Raw genomic sequence first — 26,959 nt, 5'->3', positions numbered from 1 at the left:
TCGATGCTCCATTGACGCCGTCTTCGGCCGCGTCCGGACCTGTCACGCCAGTGGTGCCGGGCCAGTTCAGCGGCGATCCTGCGCTGACCGCCACCCAGGCCGCCGCGGTCGACGATCGCGCCCAGCAGCAGGCCTTCACCCAGTGGATCGACGATGGCCAGGGCGGCGAGCTGGGGCAGTCGCGCCTGCTGATCGGTGGCATGTACTGCGCGGCCTGCGCCGGCCAGATCGAGGAGGCGCTGCTGAAGGTCGACGGGGTGAGCCGGGCCGAGGTCAGCGGTGCCGCGCAGCGTGCGGTGGTGGTCTGGGATCCGCGGCGCACCCGGGTCTCCGCGATGATCGAGGCGGTGCGCTCGATCGGCTACGGGGCGTTTCCCGACACCGGGGCGCAGGCCGTCGTGCTGGCCACCAAGGAGTCGCGCCAGTCGCTGTGGCGGCTCTTCGTCGCCTCCTTCTGCATGATGCAGGTGATGATGTACGCCACGCCCACCTATGTGGCGGCGCCTGGCGACATCACGCCCGACATGCTCGGCCTGCTGAACTGGGCCAGCTGGGTGCTGAGCATTCCGGTGATCATCTTCGCTGCCGGTCCCTTCTTCCGCGGCGCCTGGAACGGTCTGCGCGAACGCCGCGTCTCGATGGACCTGCCGATCGCGCTGGGCATCGCGGTCACCTTCGTCGCCAGCTCGGTGGCGACTTTCGATCCGGCCGGGCCGCTCGGCTCGGAGGTCTACTTCGACTCGCTGACGATGTTCGTCAGCTTCCTGTTCGCGGCGCGCACGCTCGAGGCGCGGGCGCGCCAGCGTGCGGCGCAGTCGCTCGATGCGGTGATGCGCCGGCTGCCCGATGCGGTCGAGCGCCTGGATGCGGCCGACCGTGGCGAGCTGGTGCCGTCGTCGGCGCTGGTCGTCGGCGACCGGGTGCGGGTGCATGCCGGTCAGGCCTTTGCCGCCGACGGCCGCCTGCTCGAGGGCCGCACCCAGGTCGACGAGGCGATGCTGACCGGCGAGTCGCGTCCGGTCGACCGGGCCGTCGGCGACGAGGTCTCCGCCGGCTGCCTGAACCTGGGCGCGCCGGTGGTGATGGAGGTGCTGCAGCTCGGCGCGCAGACCCGCTACCAGCGCATCGTCTCGCTGGTCGAGCGTGCGCTGACCGAACGCCCCGCCTTCATCCTGGCCACCGACCGGCTGGCCGGCCCCTTCCTGATCGCGGTGCTGGTGCTGGCGGCGCTGGCCTGGGCCGCGTGGATGTTCATCGATCCGTCGCGGGCGCTGTGGGTGGCGGTCGCGGTGCTGGTGGTGACCTGCCCGTGCGCGCTGTCGCTGGGCGCACCGGTGGCGCTGCTGGCCACCGCCGGCGAGCTGGCGCGCCGCGGCATCGTCGTGCAGCGCCTGGATGCGCTGGAAGTCCTGACCCGGGTGGGCGACGTGATCTTCGACAAGACCGGCACCGTCACCGAGGACCGGCTGGCGCTGGCCGCCACCGTCGAGATGCAGCCGACCGCGCCGGTCTGCGCCGGACTGCCGGCCGGGCTGCTGCGCGATGTGGCCCGCCAGCTGGCCGAGCGCTCCTCGCATCCGCTGTCGCGTGCATTGGTGCAGGCGCTGCCGCCGGCCGACTGGTCGGCCGAGCCGACCGATCTGCTCGAGCAGGCCGGGCAGGGCGTGCAGGCGAGCGTGCGCATCGCGGCCTGCAGCCTCGAGGTCCGTCTGGGCTCCGGCGCCTGGTGCGGTGCAGCCGAGGCGGCGGCTGCGGTGCAGCGTCCCCAGGTCTGGCTGGCGCTGCGCGATCGTCAGGCCGATGCCGCTTCGCTCTGGCAGCCGGTGCTGCGCTTCGAGTTCGACGAGGTGCTGCGCGCCGATGCGGCCAGCGGCACCGCCCGCCTGGCCGCGGAGGGCCTGGCGCTGCACCTGTTCTCGGGCGACCAGCCCGGCAGCGTCGCGGCGATGGCCGCGCGGCTGGGCATCGCCGACGCGCGTTCGCGCTGCACGCCCCAGGACAAGCTCGAAGCGGTCGATGCCCTGCAGCGTCAAGGCCGTGTCGTCGCGATGGTCGGCGACGGGATCAATGATGCGCCTGTGCTGGCCCGCGCCGACGTGTCGATCGCGATGGGCACCGCGGCGGCGCTGGCCCAGGCCCGTGCCGACGTGATCGTGCTGTCCGACCGCATCGAGGATCTGCCGGTGGTGTTCGCGACCGCGCGCCGCACGCTGGCGGTGGTGCGGCAGAACCTGCGCTGGGCGCTGATCTACAACGCGGTGTCGGTGCCGCTGGCGCTGGTGGGCTGGATGCCGCCCTGGCTGGCCGGCGTCGGCATGGCGGCCAGCTCGCTGCTGGTGGTGGTCAACGCGCTGCGCCTGACCACCTGGCGGCTGCGTCTGCCGGGAAAGGGCTGAGCGATGGACATCCTTTTCCTGCTGATTCCGCTGTCCATCGTGCTGGTCTTCCTGATCATCGTGATCTTCGCCTGGGCCCTGAAGGCCGGCCAGTTCGACGACATCGAGCGAGAGGGCGAGCGCATGCTGCGCGCAGACCCGGACGAGCTTGATTCGAGTCAACCTCGTCGCTGACGGGGTGCCAAAGAATTCCCGTCCGGGATCGAGAGAGTTTCCAAGGAGCAACCAATGGCAATCAACACACAGACGGCTGGCCCCGTCTACAGCGATGCGGTGGTACGGCAGTTTGCCGTGGCCGCCGTGCTGTGGGGCATCGTGGGGATGTTCGTCGGGGTCGTGATCGCGGCCCAGCTGGCATTTCCCGAACTGACCAACGGCATTTCCTGGCTGAGCTACGGCCGGCTGCGACCGCTGCACACCAATGCGGTCATCTTCGCCTTCGGCGGCTGCGCGCTGTTCGCGACCAGCTACCACGTGGTGCAGCGCACCTGCCAGACCCGGCTGTTCGCGCCCGGGCTGGCCCAGTTCACCTTCTGGGGCTGGCAACTGGTGATCCTGGCCGCAGCCGTGTCGCTGCCGCTGGGCTTCACTCAAGGCAAGGAATATGCCGAGCTGGAGTGGCCGATCGACATCCTGATCGCCGTCGTCTGGGTCAGCTATGCCATCGTGTTCTTCGGCACCGTGGGCATCCGCAAGGTCAGCCACATCTATGTGGGCAACTGGTTCTTCGGCGCCTTCATCCTGGCCGTCGCGCTGCTGCACATCGTCAACTCGGCCGCGATTCCGGTCGGTCTGACGAAGTCCTACTCGGCCTATGCCGGCGTTCAGGATGCGATGGTGCAATGGTGGTACGGCCACAATGCGGTGGGCTTCTTCCTGACCGCCGGCTTCCTGGGCATGATGTACTACTACATTCCCAAGCAGGCCAACCGTCCGGTCTACTCGTACCGTCTGTCGATCGTGCACTTCTGGGCGCTGATCTTCACCTACATGTGGGCGGGTCCGCACCATCTGCACTACACCGCGCTGCCGGACTGGACGCAGTCGGTGGGCATGATCTTCTCGCTGGTGCTGCTGGCACCGAGCTGGGGCGGCATGATCAACGGCATCATGACCCTGTCGGGTGCCTGGCACAAGCTGCGTGACGACCCGATCCTGAAGTTCCTGATCGTCTCGCTGTCGTTCTACGGCATGTCGACCTTCGAAGGTCCGATGATGTCGATCAAGACCGTCAACGCGCTGAGCCACTACACCGACTGGACCGTCGGCCATGTGCACTCCGGCGCGCTGGGCTGGGTCGGCATGGTGTCGATCGGCTCGCTGTACCACCTGATCCCGCGCATGTTCGGCCGCAAGCAGATGTTCAGCGTGCGTGCCATCGAGCTGCACTTCTGGCTGGCCACCATCGGCATCGTGCTCTACATCGCCGCGCTGTGGATCGCCGGCGTCATGCAGGGCCTGATGTGGCGTGCCACCAACCCCGACGGCACGCTGGTCTACAGCTTCGTCGAGAGCGTCAAGGCGTCCTACCCGTTCTATGTCATCCGCCTGGGCGGCGGTCTGATGTACCTGACCGGCATGCTGCTGATGGCCTGGAACACCGTCATGACCATCCGCGCCGGCAAGGCCGAGCCGGTGGCCATCCCGCCGGTGGCCGCGGCCCACGCCTGACCCCGACCCACGGAGCAACATCACCATGGCAAACAAGAATGCACCGGTGACTGGTCACGAGAAGATCGAGACCAGCAACTTCCTGATGATCGTCCTGACGCTGGTCACCATCCTCTTCGGTGGCCTGACGGAGATCGTCCCGCTGTTCTTCCAGACCTCGACCACCCAGCCGGTGGAGGGCCTCAAGCCCTACACCGCGCTGCAGCTCGCCGGCCGTGACGTCTACCTGCGCGAGGGCTGCTACAACTGCCACTCGCAGATGATCCGTCCCTTCCGCGCCGAGACGCTGCGCTACGGCGAGATCTCCAAGGCGGGCGAGTTCGTCTACGACCATCCCTTCCAGTGGGGCTCGAAGCGCACCGGTCCTGACCTGCACCGCGTGGGCGGCAAGTACAGCGACCAGTGGCACTACGTGCACCTGATGAACCCGCGCGACGTGGTGCCCGAGTCGAACATGCCGGCCTATCCCTGGCTCGACACCGCGCCGGCCAATGTCGACATCGGCAAGAACATGGCCGCGCTGCGCAAGGTCGGCGTGCCCTACACCGACGACGAGATCGCCAAGGCGGCCGACGAGGTCAAGGGCAAGACGGAAATGCAGGCGCTGATCGCTTATCTGCAGGTGATGGGCACCGCAGGTGGCAAGGCGACCCCGGCCGCGACCACCGCGGCTGCGCAGTGACCGGAGGAGGAGCGTCATGGACATCGTCAACGACCTCCGCAGTCTCGTCACCGTCTTCTTCCTGATCCTGTTCCTGGGCATCGTCGCCTGGGCCTATTCCAGCCGCAACCGCTCGGCCTTCGACGAGGCCGCGTCGCTCGCGCTCGACGGTGACGAGCCGGCTGATCTCAAGACAAGCACAAGCAACGGAGGCACCCGTGAGTGACTTCATTTCGAGTTTCTGGTCGTGGTACGTCATCGCGATCGTGGTGGGCGGACTGGTGTTCTGCGTGTTCGTCCTGGCGGTGGCCAGCAAGCGCACCGTCATGGCGGACGACAATTCGACCGGCCATGTGTGGGACGAGGATCTGCGCGAGATGAACAACCCGCTGCCGCGCTGGTGGATGGGCCTGTTCATCATCACGGTGGTGTTCGCCGCGATCTACCTGACGCTCTATCCGGGCCTGGGTGGCAGCAAGGGCGTTCTGAACTGGTCGTCCAAGGGCCAGCTCGAGGCCGAGCATGCCAAGGCCCGCGAGGCGATGGCGCCGATCTACGCCGGCTTCATGACGATGACGCCGGAAGCGCTGGCGGCCGACTCGAAGGCCATGGGCATCGGCGAGCGTCTGTTCGTCAACAACTGCGCCGGCTGCCACGGCTCCGACGCGCGCGGCAGCAAGAGCTTCCCGAACCTGGCGGACAACGACTGGCTCGGCGGCACCGGCGTCGACTACATCGCCAAGACCATCGCCGAAGGCCGTCAGGGCATGATGCCCCCGATGGCTGCGGCGGTCGGCTCGGCCGAGGATGTCAAGAACGTCGCCCACTATGTGCTGAGCCTGTCGGGCAGCGCGCATGACTCGATCCGCGCGCAGCTGGGCAAGAGCAAGTTCGGCGCCTGCGCCGCCTGCCACGGTGCCGATGGCAAGGGCATGCAGGCCATGGGCGCGCCGAACCTGACCGACAATGTCTGGCTGCACGGCTGGGGCGAGGCCGCGATCGTCGACATCGTGAACAACGGCAAGACCAACATCATGCCGCAGCACGCCAGCCGCCTGTCGCCGGAACAGATCAAGGTGCTCGCCGCCTATGTCTGGAGCCTGTCGCACAAGGGTGACAAGCAGACCGCGCTCGCTCCCGCAGGGGATGCGAAAGCGCAATAACCTTAGGTTCATCCTGGGTTAAAACCGAGGCCATGGATACCAGCAAGACGGGCGCTTCGCCCATTTCCTCGCCCTCCGTGGCCTCTGCCTCCGCCGGTCCTGCGCCGGCTGCCGAGCCGGCAGCCGCCAGGACCGTCTCGCTTTACCAGAAGTCGAAGAAGATCTATCCGCGCGCCGTCAGCGGCTATTTCGCGAAGTGGCGCTGGGCCCTGGTGTGGCTCACCCAGATCGTCTTCTACGGCCTGCCCTGGCTGATGTGGAACGACCGCCAGGCGGTGCTGTTCGATCTGGTCAGCCGGCGCTTCTACCTGTTCGGTCTGGTGCTGTATCCGCAGGACCTGATCTACCTGACCGGACTGCTGATCATCTCCGCCTACGGGCTGTTCCTGTTCACCGCGGTGGGTGGGCGACTGTGGTGCGGCTACGCCTGTCCGCAGACGGTCTACACCGAGATCTTCCTGTGGTTCGAGCACCGCTTCGAGGGCGATCGCGCCCAGCGGATGAAGCTCGACGCCGGTCCGTGGACGGCCGAGAAGATCCGCCGCAAGGGCGCCAAGCATCTGGTGTGGGTGCTGTTCGCGCTGTGGACCGGCTTCACCTTCGTCGGCTACTTCACCCCCATCCACACGCTGGCGGCCGAGGCGATGACGCTCGGCTTCGGCCCGTGGGAATGGTTCTGGGTGCTGTTCTACGCCTTCGCGACCTGGGGCAATGCCGGCTTCATGCGCGAGCAGGTCTGCAAGTACATGTGCCCGTACGCGCGCTTCCAGAGCGCGATGTTCGACAAGGACACGCTGATCATCAGCTACGACGCCGAGCGGGGTGACCCGCGCGGCTCGCGCGGCAAGAAGGTCGACCCGAAGAGCAAGGGCCTGGGCGACTGCGTCGACTGTGGCGTGTGCGTGCAGGTCTGTCCGACCGGCATCGACATCCGCAACGGCCTGCAGTACGAGTGCATCGGCTGCGCCGCCTGCATCGATGCCTGCGACGGCATCATGGACAAGATGAACTACCCGCGCGGCCTGATCCGCTACGCGACCCAGAACGGCCTGAAGGAGCATTTCACCCGTGCGCAGATGTGGCGCCGGGTGCTGCGTCCTCGGGTGCTGATCTACACCGTGATCCTGGTGCTGATCGTGGCGGCGGTCGGCGCGAGCATCTGGATGCGCACGCCGTTCCGTGTCGACGTGATCCGGGATCGCGCTTCGCTGGCGCGCATCGTCGACGAAGGCCAGATCGAGAACGTCTATCGCCTGCAGGTGATGAATGCCGGCGAGCAGCCGCATCGCTACCGTCTGGGCGTGAGTGGCCTGAACGGCATCACGATCGATCCGGCCACGGAGATCGAGGTCGGCGCGGCCGAGGCCCGCTGGGTGACGGTGTCCGTCCGGGTTCAACCGGAGGCGGCAGCCGAAGCCGGACCGGGCTCGCACGAAATACACTTCGACATTGCGCGTGTCGATGCTCAGGATCCGGCGCCTCTGGTCGTGCGCGAGAAGTCGACCTTCATCATTCCGCGCTGAGGAGATCTCCACATGAGTCGAACCCCTGCGAATTCCTCCCTCACCTCCACCCCGGCCGACGATCCGCGGCCGTGGTGGCGCTTCAAGATGATGTGGCTGGTGGTCGGCGGGCCGCTGGTCGTCGTTGCAGCCAGCTTCGTGACGCTGACCCTGGCGCTGAAGAATCCCGATCCGGTCATCCAGACGGCCGAGCATGTGTCGGCCGATCAGGCGGCCAACGCGCCGGCCATGCAGGGCCGCAACCATGCGGCCACCGGGGGCGTCAAATGAAGACCGACCCGTTCGAGCATGACGGTTCGCCGGTGTTCGATGGCGGGGCGGAGGTCCAGCCCGCGGCCTCGGCGCGCGAGCGCCGCTGGCCGGCGGTGCTGTGGCCGTCCTTCCTGATGGCCGGCGTCGTCGAGATGCTGGTCTTCTCGATGGTCGATCCGGCCGACCTGCGCTGGATGGGCAGCCCGGTGGCCGACGCCGACGCGATGACGATCTACTCGGCCGCCTTCCTGCTGTTCTGGGTGCTGATCGCGCTGGCCAGCGCGATGACGCAGCTGGTGATGGGCGATGAGGGGGGGCCGTCCGCCGGACGGCATCCGTCGGCCTGATCTGACTGCCGGAGGGGCTCCGGCGAGACCCGGAGCCTGGCGCTCAGCAGTTGGCCGCGTTGACCACCCGCTGCAGCGCGTTCTGGTCGAGGATGCGGATGTCGCGCTGCTTGACCTCCAGGATGCCTTCCTCCTGGAACTTCGAGAAGGTGCGGCTGACCGTCTCCAGCTTCAGGCCCAGGTAGCTGCCGATCTCCTCGCGGGTCATGCGCAGCACCAGCGCCGAGGCCGAGAAGCCGCGCGCCTGCAGCCGCTGGGTCAGGTTCAGCAGGAAAGCCGCCAGACGTTCCTCGGCGCGCATCGATCCCAGCAGCAGCATCACGCCATGGTCGCGCACGATCTCGCGGCTCATGATCTTGTGGAACTGGTGCTGCAGCAGCGTGACCTCGCGCGACAGCGTCTCGAGCTGGCTGTAGGGAATCATGCAGACCTGCGAGTCCTCCAGCGCGATCGCGTCGCAGGAGTGGTGGTCGGTGCTGATGCCGTCGAGGCCGATCAGCTCGCCGGCCATCTGGAAGCCGGTGACCTGCTCGCGGCCATCCGCTGCCGACACGACGGTCTTGAAGAAGCCGGTGCGCACCGCGTAGAGCGCGGTGAAGGTCTCGCCGGCATGGAACAGGCTCTCGCCGCGGCGCACGGTCCGGCGGGTGCCGATGATGTCGTCGATCGAGGACAGCTCTTCGTCCGACAGGCCGACCGGCAGGCACAGCTCGCGCAGATTGCAGGCGGAGCAGGCGACCTTGAGCGCGTCAAGGCGGGGGGACGTCGTGGTGTCGTGCATGGCGAAAAAGGCGTTGGTGTTTCGATGCGGATCCGCTCGAGCCCCATTCTGAGGCCGAAGGCTCTCGATCCGATCAATCGCGGCCGATTCTTGGGGATGTGTCCTGCATCGTGCTTGAGCTGCGTCAAGGTACGCCGGGCATCCGTCGGCACAGTGTGCGTCCATGGACCAACCGACTCTCCAACCGACCCGCGGCAGCGGCCTGCAGGCCGAGCCCGTTCTGACCGACGAACTGCTGCACCGGATGGATCGGCCCGGACCGCGCTACACCTCCTATCCGACCGCCGACCGCTTTGTCGAGGCCTTCACCGCCGAGCATTTCCTGCAGGCGCTGGCCCAGCGCCATGACATGGGCGGGGCCGGCGGGACGGGCGCGCCGCTGTCGCTCTACATCCATGTGCCGTTCTGCGAGTCGGTCTGCTACTACTGCGCCTGCAACAAGATCGTCACCCGCGACCACGGCCGTGCCGCGGCCTACCTGGATGCGCTCGAGCACGAGATGGCGCTGGCGGCCGACGCGCTGGGCGAGCGGGTGCAGGTCTCGCAGCTGCACTTCGGCGGCGGCACGCCGACCTTCCTGAGCGACGAGGAGCTGTCGCGGCTGATGGCGGCGATCCGCACGCGCTTCGAGCTGCTGCCCAAGGGCGAGTTCTCGATCGAGATCGACCCGCGCACCGTCACCCGCCAGCGTCTGGCGCATCTGCGCGCGCTCGGGCTGAACCGCGTCTCCTTCGGCGTGCAGGACTTCGATGCCCAGGTCCAGCAGGCGGTGCACCGCATCCAGCCCTTCGAGCAGGTCGAGGCGCTGATGCGCGATGCGCGCGAGTTGGGCTTCGAGTCGATCAACGCCGACCTGATCTACGGCCTGCCGCGCCAGACGCCCGAGAGCTTCGAGCGCACCGTGCGCCAGGTCGCCTCGCTGCGGCCCGACCGCATCGCGATGTACGGCTACGCGCACCTGCCGACGCGCTTCAAGCCGCAGCGCCGCATCGTGCCGATCGATCTGCCCAGCGGCGGCCAGCGGGTGGGCATGCTGTCGCAGGCGCTGGCCGGCTTCGTCAGCCACGGCTACCAGTACATCGGCATGGACCACTTCGCGCTGCCGGACGACCCGCTGGCGCAGGCCAAGCGCCAGGGGCGGCTGCACCGCAACTTCCAGGGCTACAGCACGCAGGCCGACTGCGACCTGATCGGCCTGGGCGTGTCGGCGATCTCCCGGGTGGGGGCTTGCTACAGCCAGAACGCCAAGACGCTCGACGAGTATTACGATGCGCTGCGTTCCAACCAGCTTCCGGTGGTGCGCGGCCTGGCGCTGACGCGCGACGACCTGGTGCGGCGCGCGGTGATCATGTCGATCATGTGCCATGGCCGGCTCAGCTACGAGTCGGTCGCGCTGGCCCACCTGATCGACGTGCGCTCGTATTTCGCCGCCGAGATCGAGGCGCTCGAGGATCTGGCCCACGACGGCCTGGTCACGCTGAGCGAGGACGGGCTGGAGGTCACGCCGCTGGGCTGGTACTTCGTCCGCTCGGTCGCGATGGTCTTCGACCGTCACCTGCGGGCCGACCGCAACCGGGAGCGCTTCTCCAAGGTGATCTGAATGACAGGTGCGCTGCTGCTGACGGCGGCACTGATGGGCCTGGCCGGCACGCCGCACTGCGCGGCGATGTGCGCGGCCGGGTGTGCGGCGGTGGCGCGGCGCTGCACGCCGCAGGCGCCGGTGCGCGGCTCGCTGGGGCTGCTGGCCGGGCGGCTGCTGGCCTATGCGCTGGCGGGCGCGGCGGCGGCCTCGATCGTCGGCGGGCTGCGCTGGCTGGCCGAGGTGGCGGGCTGGCTGCGCCCGCTCTGGACCGGGCTGCAGCTGTTCATGGTGATGATCGGCCTGTGGCTGCTGCTGCGCGGACGCTTGCCCGCCGCGCTGGAGGCCTGGATCGAGCAGGGGGCAGCAGCCCGGCTCGAGCTGCCCGACGGCACGCGGCGCGTCGCGATGCCGGGCGAGCTCAAGGCCGCCGGTGTCGGCCTGCTGTGGCCGGCATTGCCCTGCGGTCTGCTGCATGCGGCGCTGCTGCTGGCGGCGGTGGCGTCCTCGCCGCTGGAGGGCGCGGCGGTCATGGCCGTCTTCGCGCTGGCCAGCAGCGCGGCGCTGCTGCTGGGGCCGGCGCTGTGGCTGCGGCTGCTGCCGGCCGCGCTGCGGCGCTCCGGCGCGGCAAGCGGGCCGGGCGATCTGCGCGCGACCTTGCCGCTGCGCCTGTCCGGGCTGGCGGTCATGCTGCTGTCGGGCTGGTCGCTGTTCGGCCACGGCCCCTGGGCCGAGGCGCTGATCGCCTGGTGCAGCTGAGCATTGCCGCGGATGCGGCGCCGGTCCGGCATGCCTAGAATCACCGGGCGCACCGAGACCCGAAAATCTCACGCTCTCCGCCCCCATTTCCTGTTTGAAACAAGCCACGAGACCGGACCCACCATGTACCAGCACATCCAGGTGCCTGCCGAGGGACAGAAGATCAGCGTCAACGAGGATTGCACGCTGAATGTCCCGAACCACCCGATCATCCCGTTCATCGAGGGCGATGGCGTCGGCGTCGATGTCACGCCGGTGATGATCAAGGTGATCGATGCCGCGGTGGCACGCTCCTACGGCGGCGAGCGCCGCATCCACTGGATGGAGATCTTCGCCGGCGAGAAGGCGACCCGCGTCTACGGCCCCGATGTCTGGCTGCCCGACGAGACGCTCGAGGTGGTGCGCGACTATCTGGTGTCGATCAAGGGCCCGCTGACCACGCCGGTGGGCGGCGGCATCCGCTCGCTCAACGTCGCGCTGCGCCAGGAACTCGACCTCTACGTCTGCCTGCGCCCGGTGCGCTACTTCAAGGGCGTGCCCTCGCCGCTGAAGGAGCCCGAGAAGACGGACATGGTCATCTTCCGCGAGAACTCCGAGGACATCTACGCCGGCATCGAGTACCCGGCCGGCAGCGAGAAGGCGAAGCAGCTCATCCGCTTCCTGCAGGAAGAGATGGGCGTCACAAAGATCCGCTTCCCCGAGACCTCGGGCCTGGGCGTGAAGCCGGTGTCGATCGAGGGCACCGAGCGCCTGGTGCGCAAGGCCATCCAGTACGCGATCGACCATGACAAGCCCAGCGTGACCCTGGTCCACAAGGGCAACATCATGAAGTTCACGGAAGGGGGCTTCCGCGACTGGGGCTACGCGCTGGCGCAGAAGGAGTTCGGCGCCGAGCTGATCGACGGCGGCCCGTGGATGCGTCTGAAGAATCCGAAGACCGGTCGCGACATCCTCATCAAGGACGCGATCACCGATGCCTTCCTGCAGCAGGTGCTGCTGCGTCCGGCCGAGTATTCGGTGATCGCGACGCTGAACCTCAACGGCGACTACATCTCCGACGCGGTGGCGGCGCAGGTCGGCGGCATCGGCATCGCGCCGGGCGCCAACCTGTCGAACTCGGTGGCGATGTTCGAGGCCACCCACGGCACCGCGCCGCGCTATGCCGGCAAGGACTATGTGAATCCGGGTTCGCTGATCCTGTCGGCCGAGATGATGCTGCGCCACATCGGCTGGGCCGAGGCCGCCGATCTGGTGATCGAGTCGATGGAACGCGCCATCCAGACCGGCCGGGTCACCTATGACTTCGCCCGCCTGATGGAGGAGGCGACCCAGGTTTCCTGCTCCGGTTTCGGCCAGGTAATGATCGAGCAGATGTCCTGATGACGCGGCGCGCCCTGAGCGCGCTGCACCGAAAAAGAAGGCCCGCAGTCGCGGGCCTTTTGTCGAGGGCCTTTTGTCTTGCCTGGTGGCTCAGGCGGCTGCGGTGTTTTCCGCCGCGGCCGGCTCTTCGGTGCGCATGCCCGCCTGGCCCCGGCCGGGTGGCGGGTCGATCTGGCAGATGTTGTGTGCCAGGCGGCCCTTGGGGCCGTCGACCAGATCGAAGCTGACCTGCGCGCCCTGCTTCAGGGTACGGAAGCCCTCCATCTGGATGGCGGAAAAGTGCGCGAAGACATCTTCGCCACCTTCGGCGGGCTGGATGAAGCCGAAGCCCTTGACGTCATTGAACCACTTGACGAGTCCGGTAGCCACTGATTTTTCTCCTCTTTCCCAACAAAAAACCCAATAGTTTCAATCGGATTCTGTAGATAGAGCCTGTATGTGTCAAGAATCTGTCAGCTCTGCCAGATCCGGCTTCTGGTGCGAAGCGTGAACCAATGGCGGTTTTCCCCAGGGGCGATGCCTGCCCGCGCCGGTCGAGCGATGGCGGCGGCGGGCCGCAAATCCTGACTCGGTCCGGCAGTGCGAAGATCGGGTTGTCCGGGTCTTCAGCGCACATCCCCGCCGATCTATAGAATGTTTTCCATGGCCAGCAACACGCCTGACGGATCGAATCCACTTCCCCCCGGCCCGCCCGATGACGGACAGGGCTCAGTTGTCGAGGAACGCCTGCTCCAGCGCGTGGAGCCGCCACGTTCCTATCAAGTCGTCATGCTGAACGACGATTACACCCCGATGGAATTCGTGGTGATGGTCCTGCAGCAGCATTTCCACCATGACATCGATGCCGCCACCCAGATCATGCTGAAGATCCATCATGAGGGGCGGGCGGTCTGCGGGGTGTATACCCGCGATGTCGCCGCGACGAAGGTCGAATTGGTTCTGGCAGCGGCACGGAGGGCGGGGCACCCGCTCCAGTGCATTTTGGAGGTCGCATGATCGCGCAAGAGTTGGAAGTCAGTCTGCACATGGCGTTCGTCGAGGCGCGGCAGCAGCGGCACGAGTTCATCACGGTCGAGCATCTGCTGCTCGCCCTGCTGGACAACCCCTCGGCATCCGAGGTGCTGCGCGCCTGCGCGGCCAATCTCGATGACCTGCGCAAGAGCCTGACGCAGTTCATCAAGGAGAACACCCCCACCGTCGGCGGCACCGACGAGGTCGACACGCAGCCCACGCTGGGCTTCCAGCGCGTGATCCAGCGCGCGATCATGCATGTGCAGTCGACCGGCAACGGCAAGAAGGAAGTCACCGGCGCGAACGTGCTGGTGGCCATCTTCGGCGAGAAGGATTCGCACGCGGTCTACTACCTGCACCAGCAGGGCGTGACCCGGCTCGATGTCGTGAACTTCATCGCCCACGGCATCAAGAAGTCCGATCCGCCGGAGCCGACCCGCTCGTCGGGTGAGTCCTCGTCTTCGTCGTCCTCCTCGTCCGAGGGCGAGAAGGAGGAGGGTGATGGCAAGGGCTCGCCGCTCGACCAGTACACCCAGAACCTGAACCAGCAGGCCCGCGAAGGCCGCATCGATCCGCTGATCGGCCGCGAGCATGAGGTCGAGCGGGTGATCCAGGTGCTGTGCCGCCGGCGCAAGAACAATCCGCTGCTGGTCGGCGAGGCCGGCGTCGGCAAGACCGCGATCGCCGAGGGCCTGGCCTGGCGCATCACCCAGGGCGACGTGCCCGAGGTGCTGTCCGAGGCCACCGTCTACTCGCTCGACATGGGCGCGCTGCTGGCGGGCACCAAGTACCGCGGTGACTTCGAGCAGCGCCTGAAGGCGGTGCTCAAGCAGCTCAAGGAGCAGCCGCATGCGGTGCTGTTCATCGACGAGATCCACACGCTGATCGGGGCCGGCGCGGCGTCGGGCGGCACGCTCGATGCCAGCAACCTGCTCAAGCCCGCGCTGAGCTCGGGTCAGATGAAGTGCATCGGCGCGACCACCTTCACCGAGTACCGCGGCATCTTCGAGAAGGATGCGGCGCTCTCCCGGCGCTTCCAGAAGGTCGACGTGGTCGAGCCGACCGTCGAGCAGACGATCGAGATCCTCAAGGGCCTGAAGTCGCGCTTCGAGGAGCATCACGGCGTCAAGTACGACGTCGGCGCGCTGCAGGCCGCGGCCGAGCTGTCGGCCAAGTACATCAACGATCGCCATCTGCCCGACAAGGCGATCGACGTGATCGACGAGGCCGGCGCGGCCCAGCGGGTGCTGCCGAAGAACAAGCAGCGCAAGAAGATCACCCGCGGCGAGGTCGAGGACATCGTCGCCAAGATCGCGCGCATTCCGCCGGCGAGCGTCTCCAGCGACGACCGCAGCAAGCTCAAGAGCCTGGACCGCGATCTCAAGAGCGTGGTCTTCGGTCAGGATGCGGCGATCGACGCGCTCTCGGGCGCCATCAAGATGGCCCGCTCCGGCCTGGGCAAGCCGGACAAGCCGATCGGCGCCTTCCTGTTCTCCGGCCCGACCGGCGTCGGCAAGACCGAGGTGGCCAAGCAGCTGGCCTACATCCTGGGCATCGACCTGATCCGCTTCGACATGTCGGAGTACATGGAGCGCCATGCGGTCAGCCGCCTGATCGGCGCGCCCCCGGGCTATGTCGGCTTCGACCAGGGCGGCCTGCTGACCGAGGCGGTCACGAAGAAGCCGCACTGCGTGCTGCTGCTCGACGAGATCGAGAAGGCGCACCCGGATGTCTTCAACGTGCTGCTGCAGGTGATGGACCACGGCACGCTGACCGACAACAACGGGCGCAAGGCCGACTTCCGCAACGCCATCATCGTGATGACGACCAACGCCGGTGCGGAGACGATGCAGAAGGCGACGATCGGCTTCACCACGCAGCGCGAGAGCGGCGACGAGATGGGCGATCTCAAGCGCATGTTCACGCCCGAGTTCCGCAACCGCCTCGACTCGATCGTGTCCTTCCGTGCGCTCGACGAGGAGATCATCCTGCGGGTGGTCGACAAGTTCCTGCTGCAGCTCGAGGGCCAGCTCGGCGAGAAGAAGGTCGAGGTCACCTTCACCGATGCGCTGCGCAAGCATCTGGCCAAGCGCGGCTTCGACCCGCTGATGGGCGCGCGGCCGATGCAGCGCCTGATCCAGGACACGATCCGGCGCGCGCTGGCCGACGAGCTGCTGTTCGGCCGCCTGGTCGACGGCGGGCGCCTGACGGTCGATGTCAACGAGGCCGGCGAGGTCAGCCTGGACATCGAGCCGCGCAAGAGCGACAAGCCCAAGGCTGAACCCGCCACCGCCTGATCCGGACCGGACATGAAGAAGGGCGCCCTCGGGCGCCCTTTGCGCTTTTCGGTTCTCCCGCTGGACGCTGGAGGGCGCGGGGGGTCAGGCGTCGGTGCGGCGGAAGTCGTCCTTGCCGGCGCCGCACTCCGGGCAGCACCAGTCCTCGGGCACCGCGGCCCAGGGCGTGCCCGGCTCGATGCCGTCTTCGGGACGGCCGGCTTCCTCGTCATAGACGAAGTGGCACAGCGTGCAGAGATGGGTCGCGGTGGCGAGTGGGGTGTTCATCGGGATTTCCGGGCAGGCAGGTCGACAGTGGGCGACAGTGGACGGGTGGACTGGACAGATCAGCGCGCGATTGTCGGCAGCGTGTCGCCGTGCCGGCTTGACCCATCGCAGTCCGAGGTCGCGGCCGCGGGCTGCGGCCCGGGTCAGCGCGCGTGAAGCCGCGGATCCTGGTGAAAGAAGTCACGCATCAGCGCATAGACCTCGGGAAATTCCAGCGCCAGGCCGTGCGGCGCGACGAAGAAGGCTTCGGCCGCGACCGGGAAGAACTCTTCCGGCCCTTGGGCCGCATACGGATCGAGCCAGGTCGGCCGGTCGGCATCGACCTCCGCGGCATGGTGCGCGAAGGCCTCGCCCATGACCGTCTGCCAGCGCTCGCGCTGCACGCGCGTCGGCAGCGCCGGCATGCCGTCGACCTGGCCGTCGCGCATGTCGATGACATGGACAAACTCGTGGATGACGACGTTGTAGGCCAGGTCCTGATCCGTCTCCAGCTGGCCGTCGCGGCCGCCGAGCCGCACGTCCTGCCAGGACAGCATCAGCGGACCGCCCTCGACCGCCTCGCCGGCCAGCACTTCTTCGCCGTTGTGCACCACGCCGTCCTCGTCATGCCACTGGCGCGGCACCACCACCTCGGACGGATGCAGCACGATGCCGACGAAGCCGTCGTACCAGTCGAGCTCGCCCGGCAGGTGCAGCACCGGCACGCAGGCCTGCGCGGCCACCGCGACCGCCATCGCGTCGTCGAGCACCAGGCCGCCGGCGGTGCTGAACTCCTTGCGGTCGAGCAGCAGCGAGGTCATCTCGCGCAGTCGCAGCAGGTCCTCGAGCGACCGGTGGCGCAGGAAGGGCCAGCCGCGCAGCGTCTCCAGCCACAGCTCGTCGGGAATCGCGCGGGCCTCGAGCACGCGGCGGCGGCGCCAGTCGCGCCAGGCCTGCTGCCAGCGCCTCAGCATGGCCGCGAGGCGAGGCGGGAGGGCGGTCGGCGGTGCAGGCCGCGGGCGTCCAGCCGCAGCACCTCGGCGCGGGCCGGGCCGTGCTGGCCGTCGAGATCCCAGTCCGACAGCACATGGCGGCTCAGGCCGGGCCCCAGCCGCTCGTCGCCGGGGCGGTGGGTGTGGCCGTGGATCAGGCGGTCGGCGCCGGCTGCGGCCAGCAGCGACAGCATCTCGGCGCGGTCCAGATCGGCATAGCCGGCCAGACCCTGCTCACGCTTGCGCTGCTCGCTGCCGTCGCGCAGCGAGCGCGCCACCGCCATGCGCTCGGCCAGCGGCCGCGCCAGGAAGGCCTCGCGCCAGCCGGGCGTGCGCACCTGGGCGCGGAAGCGCTGGTAGTCGCGGTCGTCCAGGCATTCGGCGTCGCCGTGCACCAGCACCTGGCGGTGGCCGAAGGCCTGCAGCACGCAGCGGTCGGGCAGCACCGTCCAGCCCAGGCGGCGCGCCGCCTCGGGACCCAGCAGGAAGTCGCGGTTGCCGGTGAGCATCGCCACCGGCCGGCGGCGCGCGGCCTCGGCCAGCGCCTGCAGCGCCTGCGCCATCGGGCTGACCGGGTCGGCCGGGGCGTCGAGCTGCTCGTCGCCGATCCAGACCTCGAACAGGTCGCCCATCAGCACGATCAGGTCGGCATCGCTGGCCGCCAGGTGTTCGGCCAGCGCGTGGGCGGTGGCGGGTGCCTGCTCGCCCAGGTGCAGGTCGGACAGCAGCTCGATGCCGCGCCAGTGCGGCGCGGCATGGATCTCGCTGGCGGCCCCGAGCGGGCCGTCCAGCAGCGTGATCACTCGACGATCACCGCGCGGGTGATGACGACGTCCTCGACCGGCACGTCGTCGTGGAAGCCGCGCGAGCCGGTGCGCACCTTCTCGATCTGGTCGACGATCGCGGTGCCGTCGACCACGCGGCCGAAGACGGCGTAGCCCCAGCCCTGGGCCGATTCCGAACGGAAGTTCAGGAAATCGTTGTTGGCGGTGTTGATGAAGAACTGCGCGGTGGCCGAGTGCGGCGCGTTGGTGCGCGCCATCGCCAGCGTGTACTTGTCGTTCTTCAGGCCGTTGTTGGCCTCGTTCTTGATCTCGCCCTTCGTGGGCTTCTGCTTCAGGCCCGGCTCCATGCCGCCGCCCTGGACCATGAAGCCCTTGATGACGCGGTGGAAGACGGTGCCGTCGTAGTGACCGCTGCGCACGTAGTTCAGGAAGTTCTCGGTCGACAGCGGAGCGCGCTCGGCGTCGAGCTCGATGCGGATGGTGCCGAGGTTGGTCTGCAGTTCGACTTGCGGGGATGCCATGGTGTTCATTTCTCCAGGGAGGCTTTCTTGATCAGGACAGGTTCGGCCGGCACGTCGCGGTGCATGCCCGCCGAGCCGGTGCGCACGGCGCGGATCTTGTCGACCACGTCCATGCCTTCGACGACGCGGCCGAAGACCGCATAGCCGTTGCCGTCCGGCGAGTTCGGCTGGTCCAGGAAGGGATTGTCCTTCACGTTGATGAAGAACTGGGAAGTCGCGGAATCCGGCACGCTGGTGCGTGCCATCGCGACGGTGCCGCGGGTGTTGCTCAGGCCGTTGCGGCTCTCCAGAGGGATCGGCGCACGGGTGGGCTTTTCCTTCATCGAGGGCTCCATGCCGCCGCCCTGGATCATGAAGTTGCCGATCACGCGGTGGAAGATGGTGCCGTCGTAGTGGCCCGCCTTCACGTACTCGACGAAGTTGGCGACGGTCCTGGGCGCCTTGGCGGCGTCCAGGTCGACGACGATGTCGCCCATCGACGTGGCCAGGCGCACCTTCTCGGCCTGGGCCGCGCCGGACAGCGCCAGGCCCAGGGCCAGCGCGGTCGCGATGCGGGCGAACGGGAATGCGGTCATCGGCTTCACTCCTTCAGTCCTTCGAAACGGTTTCGGAAAAGATCTTCCATTGTCCGTGCTCGCGCGCCCAGTACTGGCGGCGCAGCGGCCCCGGCGCATGTCCGCGCAGCACTTCGCGGAAGCTCGCCAGCAGCACCTCCTCGCGGTCCTGCCAGACGAACAGGCTCAAGTCTGCCAGCTGGCGATCGCGCCCGCCGCTGGCGGCCAATTCCCCGGCCAGCCGGGGGGCAGGATCGTGTTCGCCGTCGCCGGTCGCGAAGCGGGCCGAGTACAGCGCCCGCAGGGCTTCCAGATCGCCCCGCGCGCGGGCCAGGCGCCAGACCTCGACCAGATTGCGGGTACGCAGCCGCGCCTGGGCCAGGCTGCGCGGCGCCACCCATTCGAGCCGCTCGGCCACCAGCACCGGGGTGCGCCGCGGCACCAGCTCGAACATCAGCCGCTGCAGGTCCTCGTCGGCCAGCACCAGGTGGCAGGAGGGCGGCGGCATCACGCCCGGCGGCCGTGGCGAGGGGCCGTGCAGCCAGAAGGGCTGGGCCGGGCGCCCGAGTCTTCGGTCATGCTCGTTCGGATGGTCGAGCACCAGCGCGCCGGCGCCATGCTCCTCGCCGATCTGGCGTGGCGACAGGCGCGACTCGATCCGGTACAGGCCCAGCGGCGTGCCGGGCCGCAGCGGATCGCGCTCGTCGGCGCGCGGACCGACCCGCACCGGGCAGGTCGTCGCCACCCGCAGCTGTCCGGCACGCTGCTCGAGCACGAACAGCCGCGAGGTCGCGCATTCGATCGCCACCATCTGGCGCACCGAATCGGCCAGATGCACCACCTGCCGCGGCAGATGCTCGGGCGGCGGGGGGGTCTGCCAGGACTGCAGCCGCAGCACGCTGGCCTGGCGCCAGCGCGCCAGCCGCTGCGCGTCCAGCCCGGCCGGCGTGGGCTGCAGTCTGCCGGTCAGCACCAGCTGCAGGTCGGCGCAGGCCAGTCGGGCCAGCGGGTAGCGCGGTGTCTGGCGCAGCAGCGCCTCGACCTGGCGCAGCGCCTCTTCGAGCCGGCCTTCGCCGATCAGCCGGTAGACCGCCAGCAGCTGTTCCTCGGCGCCGGGCAGGCGATGGGCCGGCGCACCGGCCAGCCGTGCCGTCTGGCGTGTTGCCGGTGGTGTCGCTGGTGGTGTCGCTTGTGGCGCTGGCACGGTGGTCGCGAAGGCCGGCGGTGCATCGACCAGGCTGACGAAGCTCTCTCGCGGTGTCAGCGTGAGGCTGGACGCCTGTGTGTCCGGCATGTCCGGTGTTTCCGGGTCAAGCCGGCTCGACCGCGGTGGATGCGCAGGCGAGGGCACTGCTGCCGGGCGCCGATGCCGCATCCACAGCAGGGTGCCGGCCGCGCCGCCCAGCAGCGTCAGCATCAGCAGTGCTGCCCGTGCCGGCGAAGACGGCGCTCGCGCCGGTGGCTCGGGCGTGCCGGGCTCCGCCCAGGCCAGTTCGTCCGCCGTGGCCTGGGCCTGCAGCCGAACCAGATTGTCATGCGCCAGCGCATGGGGGCGGCTGGTGCGCAGTGCCTGCTCGAAGGCGGCACGGGCCTCGTCGACGCGGCCGTGGCGTGCCAGCAGCACGCCGAGATTGACCAGCGGTTCGGGCCGCCCGGGCTGCTCGCGCACCAGCTGCTCGAACAGGCGCATCGCCTCGCCGTCCTGGCGGCGCTGCGCCAGCTCCAGCGCCTGCATGAAGCGCTGCTGCTCCGGCGTCGACGCCGGCGCGGCGGCGGCTGCCGGCCCGCCCGCCAGGCCGGCAGCCAATGCCAGCATGAGCAGGCCGTGGGCCGGCCGGCGAGGGGCATCGAAGGCGGTCGGTGGAATTCCGCGGCGTGGCGCGGCTTCCTCGGCAGGCTGGATCATGAGCGGATTGTGCATAGTCCGGCGCGATCGCTCCCCGCCGGCAGGGGTGCCGGTACCGGGCGAATGCCCGGCCGGCGGGGCTATACTGGCCGCCCGGTCGACATCCCGAGGTCCGTTCGCGACCCTCCTGCCGACCGCTTCCCGCCACCGAATTTCCGCCGATCGATGACTCTCCGCATCCACAACAGCCTCACTCGCACGCTCGAAGACTTCCAGTCCATCGAACCCGGCCAGGTGCGGATGTATGTGTGCGGCATGACGATCTACGACCTGTGCCACATCGGCCACGCGCGGATGATGATGTCCTTCGACGTGGTGCAGCGCTGGCTGCGGGCCAGCGGCTATGCGGTCACCTATGTGCGCAACATCACGGACATCGACGACAAGATCATCCGCCGTGCGGTCGAGCGCGGCATCACCATCCGCCAGCTCACCGACGAGATGACGGCCGCCATGCATGCCGACATCGGCGCGCTGGGCATCGAGCCGCCGACCCACGAGCCGCGCGCCACCGAGTACGTGCCGCAGATGCTGTCGATGATCGGGCTGCTGCAGGAGAAGGGCCTGGCCTACCAGGCCGGCAATGGCGACGTGAACTACGCGGTGCGCCGCTTCCCCGGCTACGGCAAGCTCTCGGGCAAGTCGCTCGACGACCTGCGCGCCGGCGAGCGCGTCGCGGTGGCCGACGGCAAGGACGATCCGCTCGACTTCGTGCTGTGGAAGTCCGCCAAGCCGGAAGAGCCGGAAGACGCCAAGTACCCGTCCGCCTACGGCCCGGGCCGTCCCGGCTGGCACATCGAGTGCTCGGCGATGAGCTGCGCGCTGCTGGGCGAGACCTTCGACATCCATGGCGGCGGGCTGGACCTGCAGTTCCCGCACCACGAGAACGAGATCGCCCAGAGCGAGGGTGCCACCGGCCAGCCCTTCGTGCGGACCTGGATGCACAACGGCTTCCTGAACGTCGACAACGAGAAGATGTCCAAGTCGCTGGGCAACTTCTTCACCATCCGCGACGTGCTGAAGTCCTACGACGGCGAGACGCTGCGCTTCTTCATGCTGCGCGTGCATTACCGCAGCCCGTTCAACTTCAGCGACGCCGGCCTCGACGATGCCCGCAGCGCGCTGCGCCGGCTCTACACCGCGCTGGACGCGGTCGAGGCTGCGCCGGTCGAGATCGACTGGGCGCATCCGGCCGCCGCGCGTTTCAAGGCGGCGATGGACGATGACTTCAACACGCCGATCGCGGTGGCGGTGCTCTTCGAGCTGGCCGGCGAGGTCAACCGCGACCGTTCGGCCGAGGTGGCCGGCCTGCTGAAGGCGCTGGCCGGCGTGCTGGGCCTGCTGCAGCAGGCGCCGCGGGCCTGGCTGCAGGGGGCGACCGGCTCGGACGACACCGGTCTGGCCGAAGCCGAGATCCTCGCGCGCATCGAGGCGCGCACTGCGGCCAAGAAGGCACGCGACTTCGCCGAGGCCGACCGCATCCGCCAGGAACTGCAGGCTGCCGGCGTCGTCCTGAAGGACGGCCCGCAGGGCACCACCTGGGTGCGCGCCTGAGCCCCGCTGCCGAGCGTCTGACGCCTGACACGATGAGCGACGCTGCTGCAGCGATGGACGCCGGCGCGCCGGTCGCGCTGGTCACGCCGGACTACTGGGACGAGGCCTGCCGCTACCTGGCGCGCCGCGACCGGGTGATGAACAAGCTGATCCCGCGCTTCGGCACCGCGCGGCTGCGCAGTCGCGGCGACGCCTTCACCACGCTGGCGCGCTCGATCGTCGGTCAGCAGGTCTCGGTCAAGGCGGCGCAGTCGGTCTGGGAGAAGGTCGTCGGCCTGGGGCTGGGCCAGCGCCATCACATCGATCCGGTCGCGCTGTCGAGCCTGTCGGTCGAGTCGATGCGCGCTGCCGGCCTGTCGGTGCGCAAGGTCGAGTACCTGCGCGATCTGGCGCGCCATTTCGTCGAGGGCTGCGTGCACGAGACCGACTGGGGCTCGATGGGCGACGAGGCGATCATCGAGGAGCTGGTGGCGATCCGCGGCATCGGCCGCTGGACCGCCGAGATGTTCCTGATCTTCTACCTGATGCGTCCGAACGTGCTGCCTCTGGACGACGCCGGGCTGATCCGCGGCATCAGCCTGAACTATTTCAGCGGCGAGCCGGTCTCACGTGCCGAGGCACGCGAGGTCGGCGACGCCTGGGCGCCCTACCGGTCGGTCGCGACCTGGTATCTGTGGCGCAGTCTCGACCCGCAGCCGGCGGGCGGCTAAACTAAAGTACAGTCCGTGATCAATTCCCGGCCCCAATCCGTCCGGCGGACGCGGGGCCCCGGGAGCCAACCAGGATCGATGCCCATGAGCAAGAAACACTTCCTCGACTTCGAACAGCCGATCGCCGAGCTCGAGACCAAGATCGAGGAACTGCGCTACGTGCAGAACGAGTCGGCGGTGGACATCTCGGAAGAGATCGAGCGCCTGTCGAAGAAGAGCCAGCAGCTTGCCAAGGACATCTACTCGAGCCTGTCGCCCTGGCAGGTCACGCAGATCGCCCGCCATCCGCAGCGTCCCTACACGCTGGACTATGTCGGCGAGATCTTCACCGACTTCCAGGAACTGCACGGCGACCGCGCCTTCGCCGACGACTTGTCGATCGTGGGCGGTCTGGCGCGCTTCAACGGCCGCGCCTGCATGGTCATCGGCCACCAGAAGGGCCGCGACACCAAGGAGCGCGCCGCGCGCAACTTCGGCATGGCCCGACCCGAGGGCTACCGCAAGGCGCTGCGCCTGATGAAGCTGGCCGAGAAGTTCGGTCTGCCGGTCTTCACCTTCGTGGACACGCCCGGCGCCTATCCCGGCATCGGCGCCGAGGAGCGCGGCCAGTCCGAGGCCATCGGCCGCAACATCTTCGAGATGGCGCAGCTCGAGGTGCCGATCATCACCACGATCATCGGCGAGGGCGGCTCCGGCGGCGCGCTGGCGATCTCGGTGGCCGACCAGGTGCTGATGCTGCAGTTCTCGGTCTACTCGGTGATCTCGCCGGAAGGCTGCGCCTCCATCCTGTGGAAGACCGCCGAGCGCGCCAGCGATGCCGCCGAGGCCCTGGGCATCACCGCGCACCGCCTGAAGGCGCTGGGCCTGGTCGACAAGATCGTCAGCGAGCCGGTCGGCGGCGCGCACCGCGACACCCGCCAGATGTGCGCCAACCTCAAGCGCGCGCTCAACGACGCGCTGCGCCAGGTCGGCGACCTGAAGGCCAAGGAGCTGCTGGACCAGCGCTACGAGCGCCTGCGCGCCTACGGCCGCTTCACCGACACCAAGGCCTGATCCGCCCCCTGCGATCCGCCTTCTTCGATTCCCTCGAGCCCGGTCCGGTCGCGGTCGCCTGCAGTGGCGGGCGCGACTCGATGGCGCTGCTGCACGCCACCTGGCGGGCCGCGCGTGATCTGGCCGGGCAGGGTGCACCGGCCTTGCCTGTGCATGCGCTGCATGTGCACCACGGCCTGAGCCGTTTCGCCGACGACTGGCGCGACCACTGCGCGCGCCAGTGCGAGCGCTGGCGTGCCGAGGGCGCCGATCTGCATTTCCATGTCCGCCATCTCGGGCTGCGGCCGCAGGCCGGCGAGAGCCTGGAGGCGCTGGCGCGCGAGGGCCGCTACCGCGCGCTGGCCGACATGGCGCGCGAGGCCGGCTGCCGTGTCGTGCTGCTGGCCCATCACCGCGACGACCAGGCCGAGACTTTCCTGCTTCAGGCGCTGCGCGGTGCCGGCGCAGCCGGTCTGGCGGCGATGCCGCGCGCGATCGAGCGCGAGGGTCTGCGCTGGCTGCGGCCCTGGCTGGCGCGGCCGCGCGCCGAGATCGAGGCCTATGTCGCCGCTCACCGCATCGCGCATGTCGACGACGACAGCAATGCCGATCCGCGTCACGCCCGCAACCGGCTGCGGCTGCAGGTGATGCCTGCCCTGCGCGAGGCCTTCCCGCAGGCGCCGCTGGCGCTGGCCGATGCGGCCGCGCGGGCGCAGGATGCGGCCGAGTGCCTGGATGCGCTGGCGGAACTCGATCTCGAGGCGGTGCGCGACCCGGACGGCCTGGCGCTGCAGGCTGCTGCGCTGGCGGCCCTGTCGCCCGCGCGCCGGCGCAATCTGCTGCGGTGCTGGCTGGCGGGCCAGGGGGTGGCGGTGCGCGCATCCTGGCTCGAGCGTCTGGCGGAGGAACTGCCTCAGGCGGACTCGGGTGCGGTGTGGCCGCTGGATGCCGCCCGCATGCTGCGGCTGCACCGTGGTCGGCTGGCGCTGGACGCGCGAGGTGAGCCGAGCGCGAATGTCCGCTCGGACACGCTGCCGGACGAGATCGCGCTGGCGCCGCTGCTGCCGCCCGGGCTGTCCGCAGGACAGGCGCTGACGCTGGCGCTGCCGGGCTGGTCCGGCCGCCTGCATCTCGAGCCGGTGGTCGCGGGCGGCCTGGCGTGGGCCGATCTGGCTGCGCTGGTGGCGCGGCCGCGCCGGGGCGGCGAGCAGTTCCAGAGCCATGCGGCCGGCGTGCCGCGTGCGCTGAAGAAGCAGTTCCAGGCCGCTGGCGTGCCGGCCTGGCTGCGTGATGCGCCGCTGCTGTGGCGCGGCGAGCGGCTGGTCTGCGTGCCGGCGCTGGGGGTCGATGCCCGCGAGCAGGCGCCGCCGGGCGCGCCCCAGTGGCGTCCGCGCTGGGCCGGATGACGCTTCGATGTCACGCTTTCGGGAAATCCCCGTCGGAAAGTCGTTAAAATCGACGGTTTTCCGCTCCAGGCGGCCTGTCATCAAGTCAGGAAACCCGGAGCGGCTGTCCTGCCACTCCACTGCGACTCGCCGTTTCCGCGCGAGCCACACACTCATGGCTTTGATCGTTCACAAGTACGGCGGCACGTCGATGGGCTCGACCGAGCGCATCCGCAACGTCGCCAAGCGCGTGGCCAAGTGGGCCCGCGCCGGCCACCAGATGGTGGTCGTTCCGTCGGCGATGAGCGGCGAGACCAATCGCCTGCTCGGCCTGGCCAAGGATGTCTCGCCTGCGGTCCAGACGCCGGCCGTCACCCGCGAGCTCGACATGATCGCCTGCACCGGCGAGCAGGTCTCGGTGGGGCTGCTGTCGCTGGCGCTGCAGGCCGAAGGCATGGAGGCCGTCAGCTATTCCGGCTGGCAGGTGCCGATCCGCACCGATTCGTCCTACACCAAGGCCCGCATCCAGAGCATCGACGACGCCCGCGTGCGTGCCGACCTGGCCGCCGGTCGCGTGGTCGTCATCACCGGCTTCCAGGGTGTCGACGAGGACATGAACATCACGACCCTGGGTCGCGGTGGCTCGGACACCTCGGCCGTCGCGGTCGCCGCGGCGATGAAGGCCGACGAGTGCCTGATCTACACCGATGTCGACGGCGTCTACACCACCGACCCGCGCGTCGTGCCGGAGGCCAAGCGCCTGAAGACCGTCTCCTTCGAGGAGATGCTGGAGATGGCGTCGCTGGGCTCCAAGGTGCTGCAGATCCGGTCGGTCGAGTTCGCCGGCAAGTATCGCGTGCCGCTGCGCGTGCTCTCGAGCTTCACTCCGTGGGACATCGCCATCGAGGAAGAAGCCAAGTCGGGCACGCTGATCACTTTCGAGGAAGACGAGAAGATGGAACAAGCCGTTGTGTCGGGCATCGCGTTCAACCGCGACGAAGCCAAGCTGACCGTGATGGGCGTGCCGGACAAGCCGGGCATCGCCTATGGCATCCTGGGCAAGGTCGCCGAGGCCAACATCGATGTGGACGTGATCCTGCAGAACGTCTCGCATGACGGCAAGACCGACTTCTCGTTCACCGTCCACCGCAACGACTACCAGCGCACGCTGGACCTGCTGAAGTCGCAGGTCGTGCCGGCCATGGGCGCCGAGGCGGTCATCGGCGACACCAAGATCTGCAAGGTGTCGATCGTCGGCATCGGCATGCGCTCGCACGCCGGCGTGGCCTCGACGATGTTCCGCGCGCTCAGCGACGAGGGCATCAACATCCAGATGATCACCACCAGCGAGATCAAGACCTCGGTGGTCATCGACGAGAAGTACATGGAGCTGGCGGTGCGCGCGCTGCACAAGGCCTTCGGCCTGGACGCGGCCTGATTCGTCTGCCGGATGG

27 protein-coding genes are annotated in these 26,959 nt (G+C 68.7%); 19 read left to right on the top strand and 8 right to left on the bottom strand.

Annotated features, from left to right (window positions below; genetic code table 11):
- Positions 1-53: 53 nt before the first annotated feature.
- Genes NFT33_RS17305 through NFT33_RS17265 form a run of 9 tightly spaced genes read left to right on the top strand, consistent with a single transcriptional unit; the run spans position 54 to position 8,013 of the window.
- The gene (locus NFT33_RS17305; protein WP_251677179.1) at positions 54-2,396 is read left to right on the top strand and encodes a heavy metal translocating P-type ATPase; all 2,343 of its coding nucleotides are present in this window, start codon (positions 54-56) and stop codon (positions 2,394-2,396) included.
- 3 nt (positions 2,397-2,399) lie between these two features.
- Positions 2,400-2,570 (top strand): cbb3-type cytochrome oxidase assembly protein CcoS, encoded by a 171-nt coding sequence (gene ccoS, locus NFT33_RS17300; protein WP_037484206.1) that lies wholly within the window; start codon positions 2,400-2,402, stop codon positions 2,568-2,570.
- A 54-nt stretch (positions 2,571-2,624) separates the two neighbouring features.
- The gene (gene ccoN / locus NFT33_RS17295; RefSeq protein ID WP_251677176.1) at positions 2,625-4,067 is read left to right on the top strand and encodes a cytochrome-c oxidase, cbb3-type subunit I; all 1,443 of its coding nucleotides are present in this window, start codon (positions 2,625-2,627) and stop codon (positions 4,065-4,067) included.
- A 25-nt stretch (positions 4,068-4,092) separates the two neighbouring features.
- Positions 4,093-4,749: a cytochrome-c oxidase, cbb3-type subunit II gene (gene ccoO / locus NFT33_RS17290; RefSeq protein ID WP_251677174.1), complete on the top strand. Its 657-nt coding sequence runs from the start codon at positions 4,093-4,095 to the stop codon at positions 4,747-4,749.
- Positions 4,750-4,765: 16 nt separating this feature from the next.
- A complete protein-coding gene (locus NFT33_RS17285; protein WP_149503069.1) occupies positions 4,766-4,954 on the top strand; it encodes a cbb3-type cytochrome oxidase subunit 3 in 189 nt (62 codons plus the stop codon).
- On the top strand, positions 4,947-5,891 hold the full coding sequence (gene ccoP, locus NFT33_RS17280) for a cytochrome-c oxidase, cbb3-type subunit III (RefSeq protein WP_251677172.1): 945 nt from the start codon (positions 4,947-4,949) through the stop codon (positions 5,889-5,891). Before NFT33_RS17285 ends, ccoP begins: the two co-directional genes overlap by 8 nt.
- Before the next feature lie 32 nt (positions 5,892-5,923).
- The gene (ccoG, locus tag NFT33_RS17275) at positions 5,924-7,414 is read left to right on the top strand and encodes a cytochrome c oxidase accessory protein CcoG (protein WP_220785721.1); all 1,491 of its coding nucleotides are present in this window, start codon (positions 5,924-5,926) and stop codon (positions 7,412-7,414) included.
- Positions 7,415-7,426: 12 nt separating this feature from the next.
- On the top strand, positions 7,427-7,684 hold the full coding sequence (locus tag NFT33_RS17270; RefSeq protein ID WP_251677170.1) for a hypothetical protein: 258 nt from the start codon (positions 7,427-7,429) through the stop codon (positions 7,682-7,684).
- Positions 7,681-8,013: a hypothetical protein gene (locus tag NFT33_RS17265; protein ID WP_251677168.1), complete on the top strand. Its 333-nt coding sequence runs from the start codon at positions 7,681-7,683 to the stop codon at positions 8,011-8,013. Before NFT33_RS17270 ends, NFT33_RS17265 begins: the two co-directional genes overlap by 4 nt.
- A 43-nt stretch (positions 8,014-8,056) precedes the next feature.
- On the opposite strand, the gene fnr is transcribed toward NFT33_RS17265, so the two are convergent.
- A complete protein-coding gene (fnr, locus tag NFT33_RS17260; protein ID WP_149503073.1) occupies positions 8,057-8,794 on the bottom strand; it encodes a fumarate/nitrate reduction transcriptional regulator Fnr in 738 nt (245 codons plus the stop codon).
- A 163-nt stretch (positions 8,795-8,957) separates the two neighbouring features.
- On the opposite strand from fnr, the gene hemN reads away from it, so the two are divergent.
- The 3 genes from hemN to icd all read left to right on the top strand — a co-directional run bounded on the left by hemN (position 8,958) and on the right by icd (position 12,512).
- Positions 8,958-10,394 (top strand): oxygen-independent coproporphyrinogen III oxidase, encoded by a 1,437-nt coding sequence (gene hemN / locus NFT33_RS17255; protein ID WP_251677166.1) that lies wholly within the window; start codon positions 8,958-8,960, stop codon positions 10,392-10,394.
- Complete coding sequence (locus tag NFT33_RS17250; RefSeq protein WP_251677164.1) at positions 10,395-11,132, top strand: urease accessory protein UreH domain-containing protein; 738 nt, start codon at positions 10,395-10,397, stop codon at positions 11,130-11,132.
- 123 nt (positions 11,133-11,255) lie between these two features.
- Complete coding sequence (gene icd, locus NFT33_RS17245) at positions 11,256-12,512, top strand: NADP-dependent isocitrate dehydrogenase (RefSeq protein ID WP_149503076.1); 1,257 nt, start codon at positions 11,256-11,258, stop codon at positions 12,510-12,512.
- 90 nt (positions 12,513-12,602) lie between these two features.
- Here the strand turns inward: icd and NFT33_RS17240 are convergent, their stop codons facing one another.
- Entirely contained in the window at positions 12,603-12,881 is a 279-nt protein-coding gene (locus tag NFT33_RS17240) for a cold-shock protein (protein ID WP_251677162.1), read from the bottom strand.
- Between the two features lie 264 nt (positions 12,882-13,145).
- On the opposite strand from NFT33_RS17240, the gene clpS reads away from it, so the two are divergent.
- Entirely contained in the window at positions 13,146-13,508 is a 363-nt protein-coding gene (gene clpS / locus NFT33_RS17235; RefSeq protein ID WP_180692766.1) for an ATP-dependent Clp protease adapter ClpS, read from the top strand.
- Positions 13,505-15,820 (top strand): ATP-dependent Clp protease ATP-binding subunit ClpA, encoded by a 2,316-nt coding sequence (gene clpA / locus NFT33_RS17230; RefSeq protein ID WP_149503079.1) that lies wholly within the window; start codon positions 13,505-13,507, stop codon positions 15,818-15,820. Before clpS ends, clpA begins: the two co-directional genes overlap by 4 nt.
- An 84-nt stretch (positions 15,821-15,904) precedes the next feature.
- On the opposite strand, the gene NFT33_RS17225 is transcribed toward clpA, so the two are convergent.
- The 6 genes from NFT33_RS17225 to NFT33_RS17200 all read right to left on the bottom strand — a co-directional run bounded on the left by NFT33_RS17225 (position 15,905) and on the right by NFT33_RS17200 (position 20,824).
- Positions 15,905-16,087 carry a rubredoxin gene (locus NFT33_RS17225; RefSeq protein WP_149503080.1) on the bottom strand — a complete coding sequence of 61 codons (183 nt, stop codon included), beginning with the start codon at positions 16,085-16,087 and terminating at the stop codon, positions 15,905-15,907.
- A 143-nt stretch (positions 16,088-16,230) separates the two neighbouring features.
- Positions 16,231-17,040 carry a M90 family metallopeptidase gene (locus NFT33_RS17220; protein ID WP_251677160.1) on the bottom strand — a complete coding sequence of 270 codons (810 nt, stop codon included), beginning with the start codon at positions 17,038-17,040 and terminating at the stop codon, positions 16,231-16,233.
- Positions 17,034-17,861, bottom strand: coding sequence for a UDP-2,3-diacylglucosamine diphosphatase (locus NFT33_RS17215; RefSeq protein WP_251677158.1), 828 nt, complete (start codon positions 17,859-17,861; stop codon positions 17,034-17,036). Before NFT33_RS17215 ends, NFT33_RS17220 begins: the two co-directional genes overlap by 7 nt.
- On the bottom strand, positions 17,858-18,364 hold the full coding sequence (locus NFT33_RS17210; protein WP_220785715.1) for a peptidylprolyl isomerase: 507 nt from the start codon (positions 18,362-18,364) through the stop codon (positions 17,858-17,860). Before NFT33_RS17210 ends, NFT33_RS17215 begins: the two co-directional genes overlap by 4 nt.
- A gap of 5 nt (positions 18,365-18,369) precedes the next feature.
- The gene (locus NFT33_RS17205; RefSeq protein WP_251677156.1) at positions 18,370-18,939 is read right to left on the bottom strand and encodes a peptidylprolyl isomerase; all 570 of its coding nucleotides are present in this window, start codon (positions 18,937-18,939) and stop codon (positions 18,370-18,372) included.
- 13 nt (positions 18,940-18,952) lie between these two features.
- Positions 18,953-20,824: a tetratricopeptide repeat protein gene (locus NFT33_RS17200; protein WP_251677153.1), complete on the bottom strand. Its 1,872-nt coding sequence runs from the start codon at positions 20,822-20,824 to the stop codon at positions 18,953-18,955.
- Between the two features lie 165 nt (positions 20,825-20,989).
- On the opposite strand from NFT33_RS17200, the gene cysS reads away from it, so the two are divergent.
- From cysS to NFT33_RS17175, 5 genes are all read left to right on the top strand, one after another.
- On the top strand, positions 20,990-22,378 hold the full coding sequence (gene cysS / locus NFT33_RS17195) for a cysteine--tRNA ligase (protein ID WP_251677151.1): 1,389 nt from the start codon (positions 20,990-20,992) through the stop codon (positions 22,376-22,378).
- Positions 22,363-23,088 carry a DNA-3-methyladenine glycosylase family protein gene (locus NFT33_RS17190; RefSeq protein WP_446829406.1) on the top strand — a complete coding sequence of 242 codons (726 nt, stop codon included), beginning with the start codon at positions 22,363-22,365 and terminating at the stop codon, positions 23,086-23,088. Before cysS ends, NFT33_RS17190 begins: the two co-directional genes overlap by 16 nt.
- Positions 23,089-23,172: 84 nt before the next feature.
- Positions 23,173-24,141 carry an acetyl-CoA carboxylase carboxyltransferase subunit alpha gene (locus NFT33_RS17185; protein WP_037484171.1) on the top strand — a complete coding sequence of 323 codons (969 nt, stop codon included), beginning with the start codon at positions 23,173-23,175 and terminating at the stop codon, positions 24,139-24,141.
- A gap of 80 nt (positions 24,142-24,221) precedes the next feature.
- On the top strand, positions 24,222-25,526 hold the full coding sequence (gene tilS / locus NFT33_RS17180; protein WP_251677149.1) for a tRNA lysidine(34) synthetase TilS: 1,305 nt from the start codon (positions 24,222-24,224) through the stop codon (positions 25,524-25,526).
- A 154-nt stretch (positions 25,527-25,680) separates the two neighbouring features.
- Positions 25,681-26,943 carry an aspartate kinase gene (locus tag NFT33_RS17175; RefSeq protein ID WP_149503085.1) on the top strand — a complete coding sequence of 421 codons (1,263 nt, stop codon included), beginning with the start codon at positions 25,681-25,683 and terminating at the stop codon, positions 26,941-26,943.
- Positions 26,944-26,959 lie beyond the last annotated feature (16 nt).

Source organism: Sphaerotilus sp. FB-3 (assembly GCF_023706025.1).
GTDB classification, from domain to species: Bacteria; Pseudomonadota; Gammaproteobacteria; order Burkholderiales; family Burkholderiaceae_C; genus Sphaerotilus; species Sphaerotilus sulfidivorans.
Note: the sequence above shows the minus strand (reverse complement) of the source record. Positions and strands in the feature narration are given on the sequence as shown.

What these genes read in the sequence shown, in the direction of transcription:
- NFT33_RS17270 (WP_251677170.1), top strand. Translation starts at nt 7,427, where the DNA reads ATGAGTCGAACCCCTGCGAATTCCTCCCTCACCTCCACCCCGGCCGAC.
- NFT33_RS17220 (WP_251677160.1), bottom strand. Translation starts at nt 17,040, where the DNA reads ATGCTGAGGCGCTGGCAGCAGGCCTGGCGCGACTGGCGCCGCCGCCGC.
- NFT33_RS17285 (WP_149503069.1), top strand. Translation starts at nt 4,766, where the DNA reads ATGGACATCGTCAACGACCTCCGCAGTCTCGTCACCGTCTTCTTCCTG.
- clpS (WP_180692766.1), top strand. Translation starts at nt 13,146, where the DNA reads ATGTTTTCCATGGCCAGCAACACGCCTGACGGATCGAATCCACTTCCC.
- NFT33_RS17205 (WP_251677156.1), bottom strand. Translation starts at nt 18,939, where the DNA reads ATGACCGCATTCCCGTTCGCCCGCATCGCGACCGCGCTGGCCCTGGGC.
- ccoS (WP_037484206.1), top strand. Translation starts at nt 2,400, where the DNA reads ATGGACATCCTTTTCCTGCTGATTCCGCTGTCCATCGTGCTGGTCTTC.
- clpA (WP_149503079.1), top strand. Translation starts at nt 13,505, where the DNA reads ATGATCGCGCAAGAGTTGGAAGTCAGTCTGCACATGGCGTTCGTCGAG.
- NFT33_RS17210 (WP_220785715.1), bottom strand. Translation starts at nt 18,364, where the DNA reads ATGGCATCCCCGCAAGTCGAACTGCAGACCAACCTCGGCACCATCCGC.
- NFT33_RS17175 (WP_149503085.1), top strand. Translation starts at nt 25,681, where the DNA reads ATGGCTTTGATCGTTCACAAGTACGGCGGCACGTCGATGGGCTCGACC.
- NFT33_RS17200 (WP_251677153.1), bottom strand. Translation starts at nt 20,824, where the DNA reads ATGATCCAGCCTGCCGAGGAAGCCGCGCCACGCCGCGGAATTCCACCG.
- ccoO (WP_251677174.1), top strand. Translation starts at nt 4,093, where the DNA reads ATGGCAAACAAGAATGCACCGGTGACTGGTCACGAGAAGATCGAGACC.
- NFT33_RS17250 (WP_251677164.1), top strand. Translation starts at nt 10,395, where the DNA reads ATGACAGGTGCGCTGCTGCTGACGGCGGCACTGATGGGCCTGGCCGGC.
- NFT33_RS17265 (WP_251677168.1), top strand. Translation starts at nt 7,681, where the DNA reads ATGAAGACCGACCCGTTCGAGCATGACGGTTCGCCGGTGTTCGATGGC.
- NFT33_RS17225 (WP_149503080.1), bottom strand. Translation starts at nt 16,087, where the DNA reads ATGAACACCCCACTCGCCACCGCGACCCATCTCTGCACGCTGTGCCAC.
- NFT33_RS17185 (WP_037484171.1), top strand. Translation starts at nt 23,173, where the DNA reads ATGAGCAAGAAACACTTCCTCGACTTCGAACAGCCGATCGCCGAGCTC.
- icd (WP_149503076.1), top strand. Translation starts at nt 11,256, where the DNA reads ATGTACCAGCACATCCAGGTGCCTGCCGAGGGACAGAAGATCAGCGTC.
- ccoG (WP_220785721.1), top strand. Translation starts at nt 5,924, where the DNA reads ATGGATACCAGCAAGACGGGCGCTTCGCCCATTTCCTCGCCCTCCGTG.
- tilS (WP_251677149.1), top strand. Translation starts at nt 24,222, where the DNA reads ATGGCGCTGCTGCACGCCACCTGGCGGGCCGCGCGTGATCTGGCCGGG.
- ccoN (WP_251677176.1), top strand. Translation starts at nt 2,625, where the DNA reads ATGGCAATCAACACACAGACGGCTGGCCCCGTCTACAGCGATGCGGTG.
- fnr (WP_149503073.1), bottom strand. Translation starts at nt 8,794, where the DNA reads ATGCACGACACCACGACGTCCCCCCGCCTTGACGCGCTCAAGGTCGCC.
- hemN (WP_251677166.1), top strand. Translation starts at nt 8,958, where the DNA reads ATGGACCAACCGACTCTCCAACCGACCCGCGGCAGCGGCCTGCAGGCC.
- cysS (WP_251677151.1), top strand. Translation starts at nt 20,990, where the DNA reads ATGACTCTCCGCATCCACAACAGCCTCACTCGCACGCTCGAAGACTTC.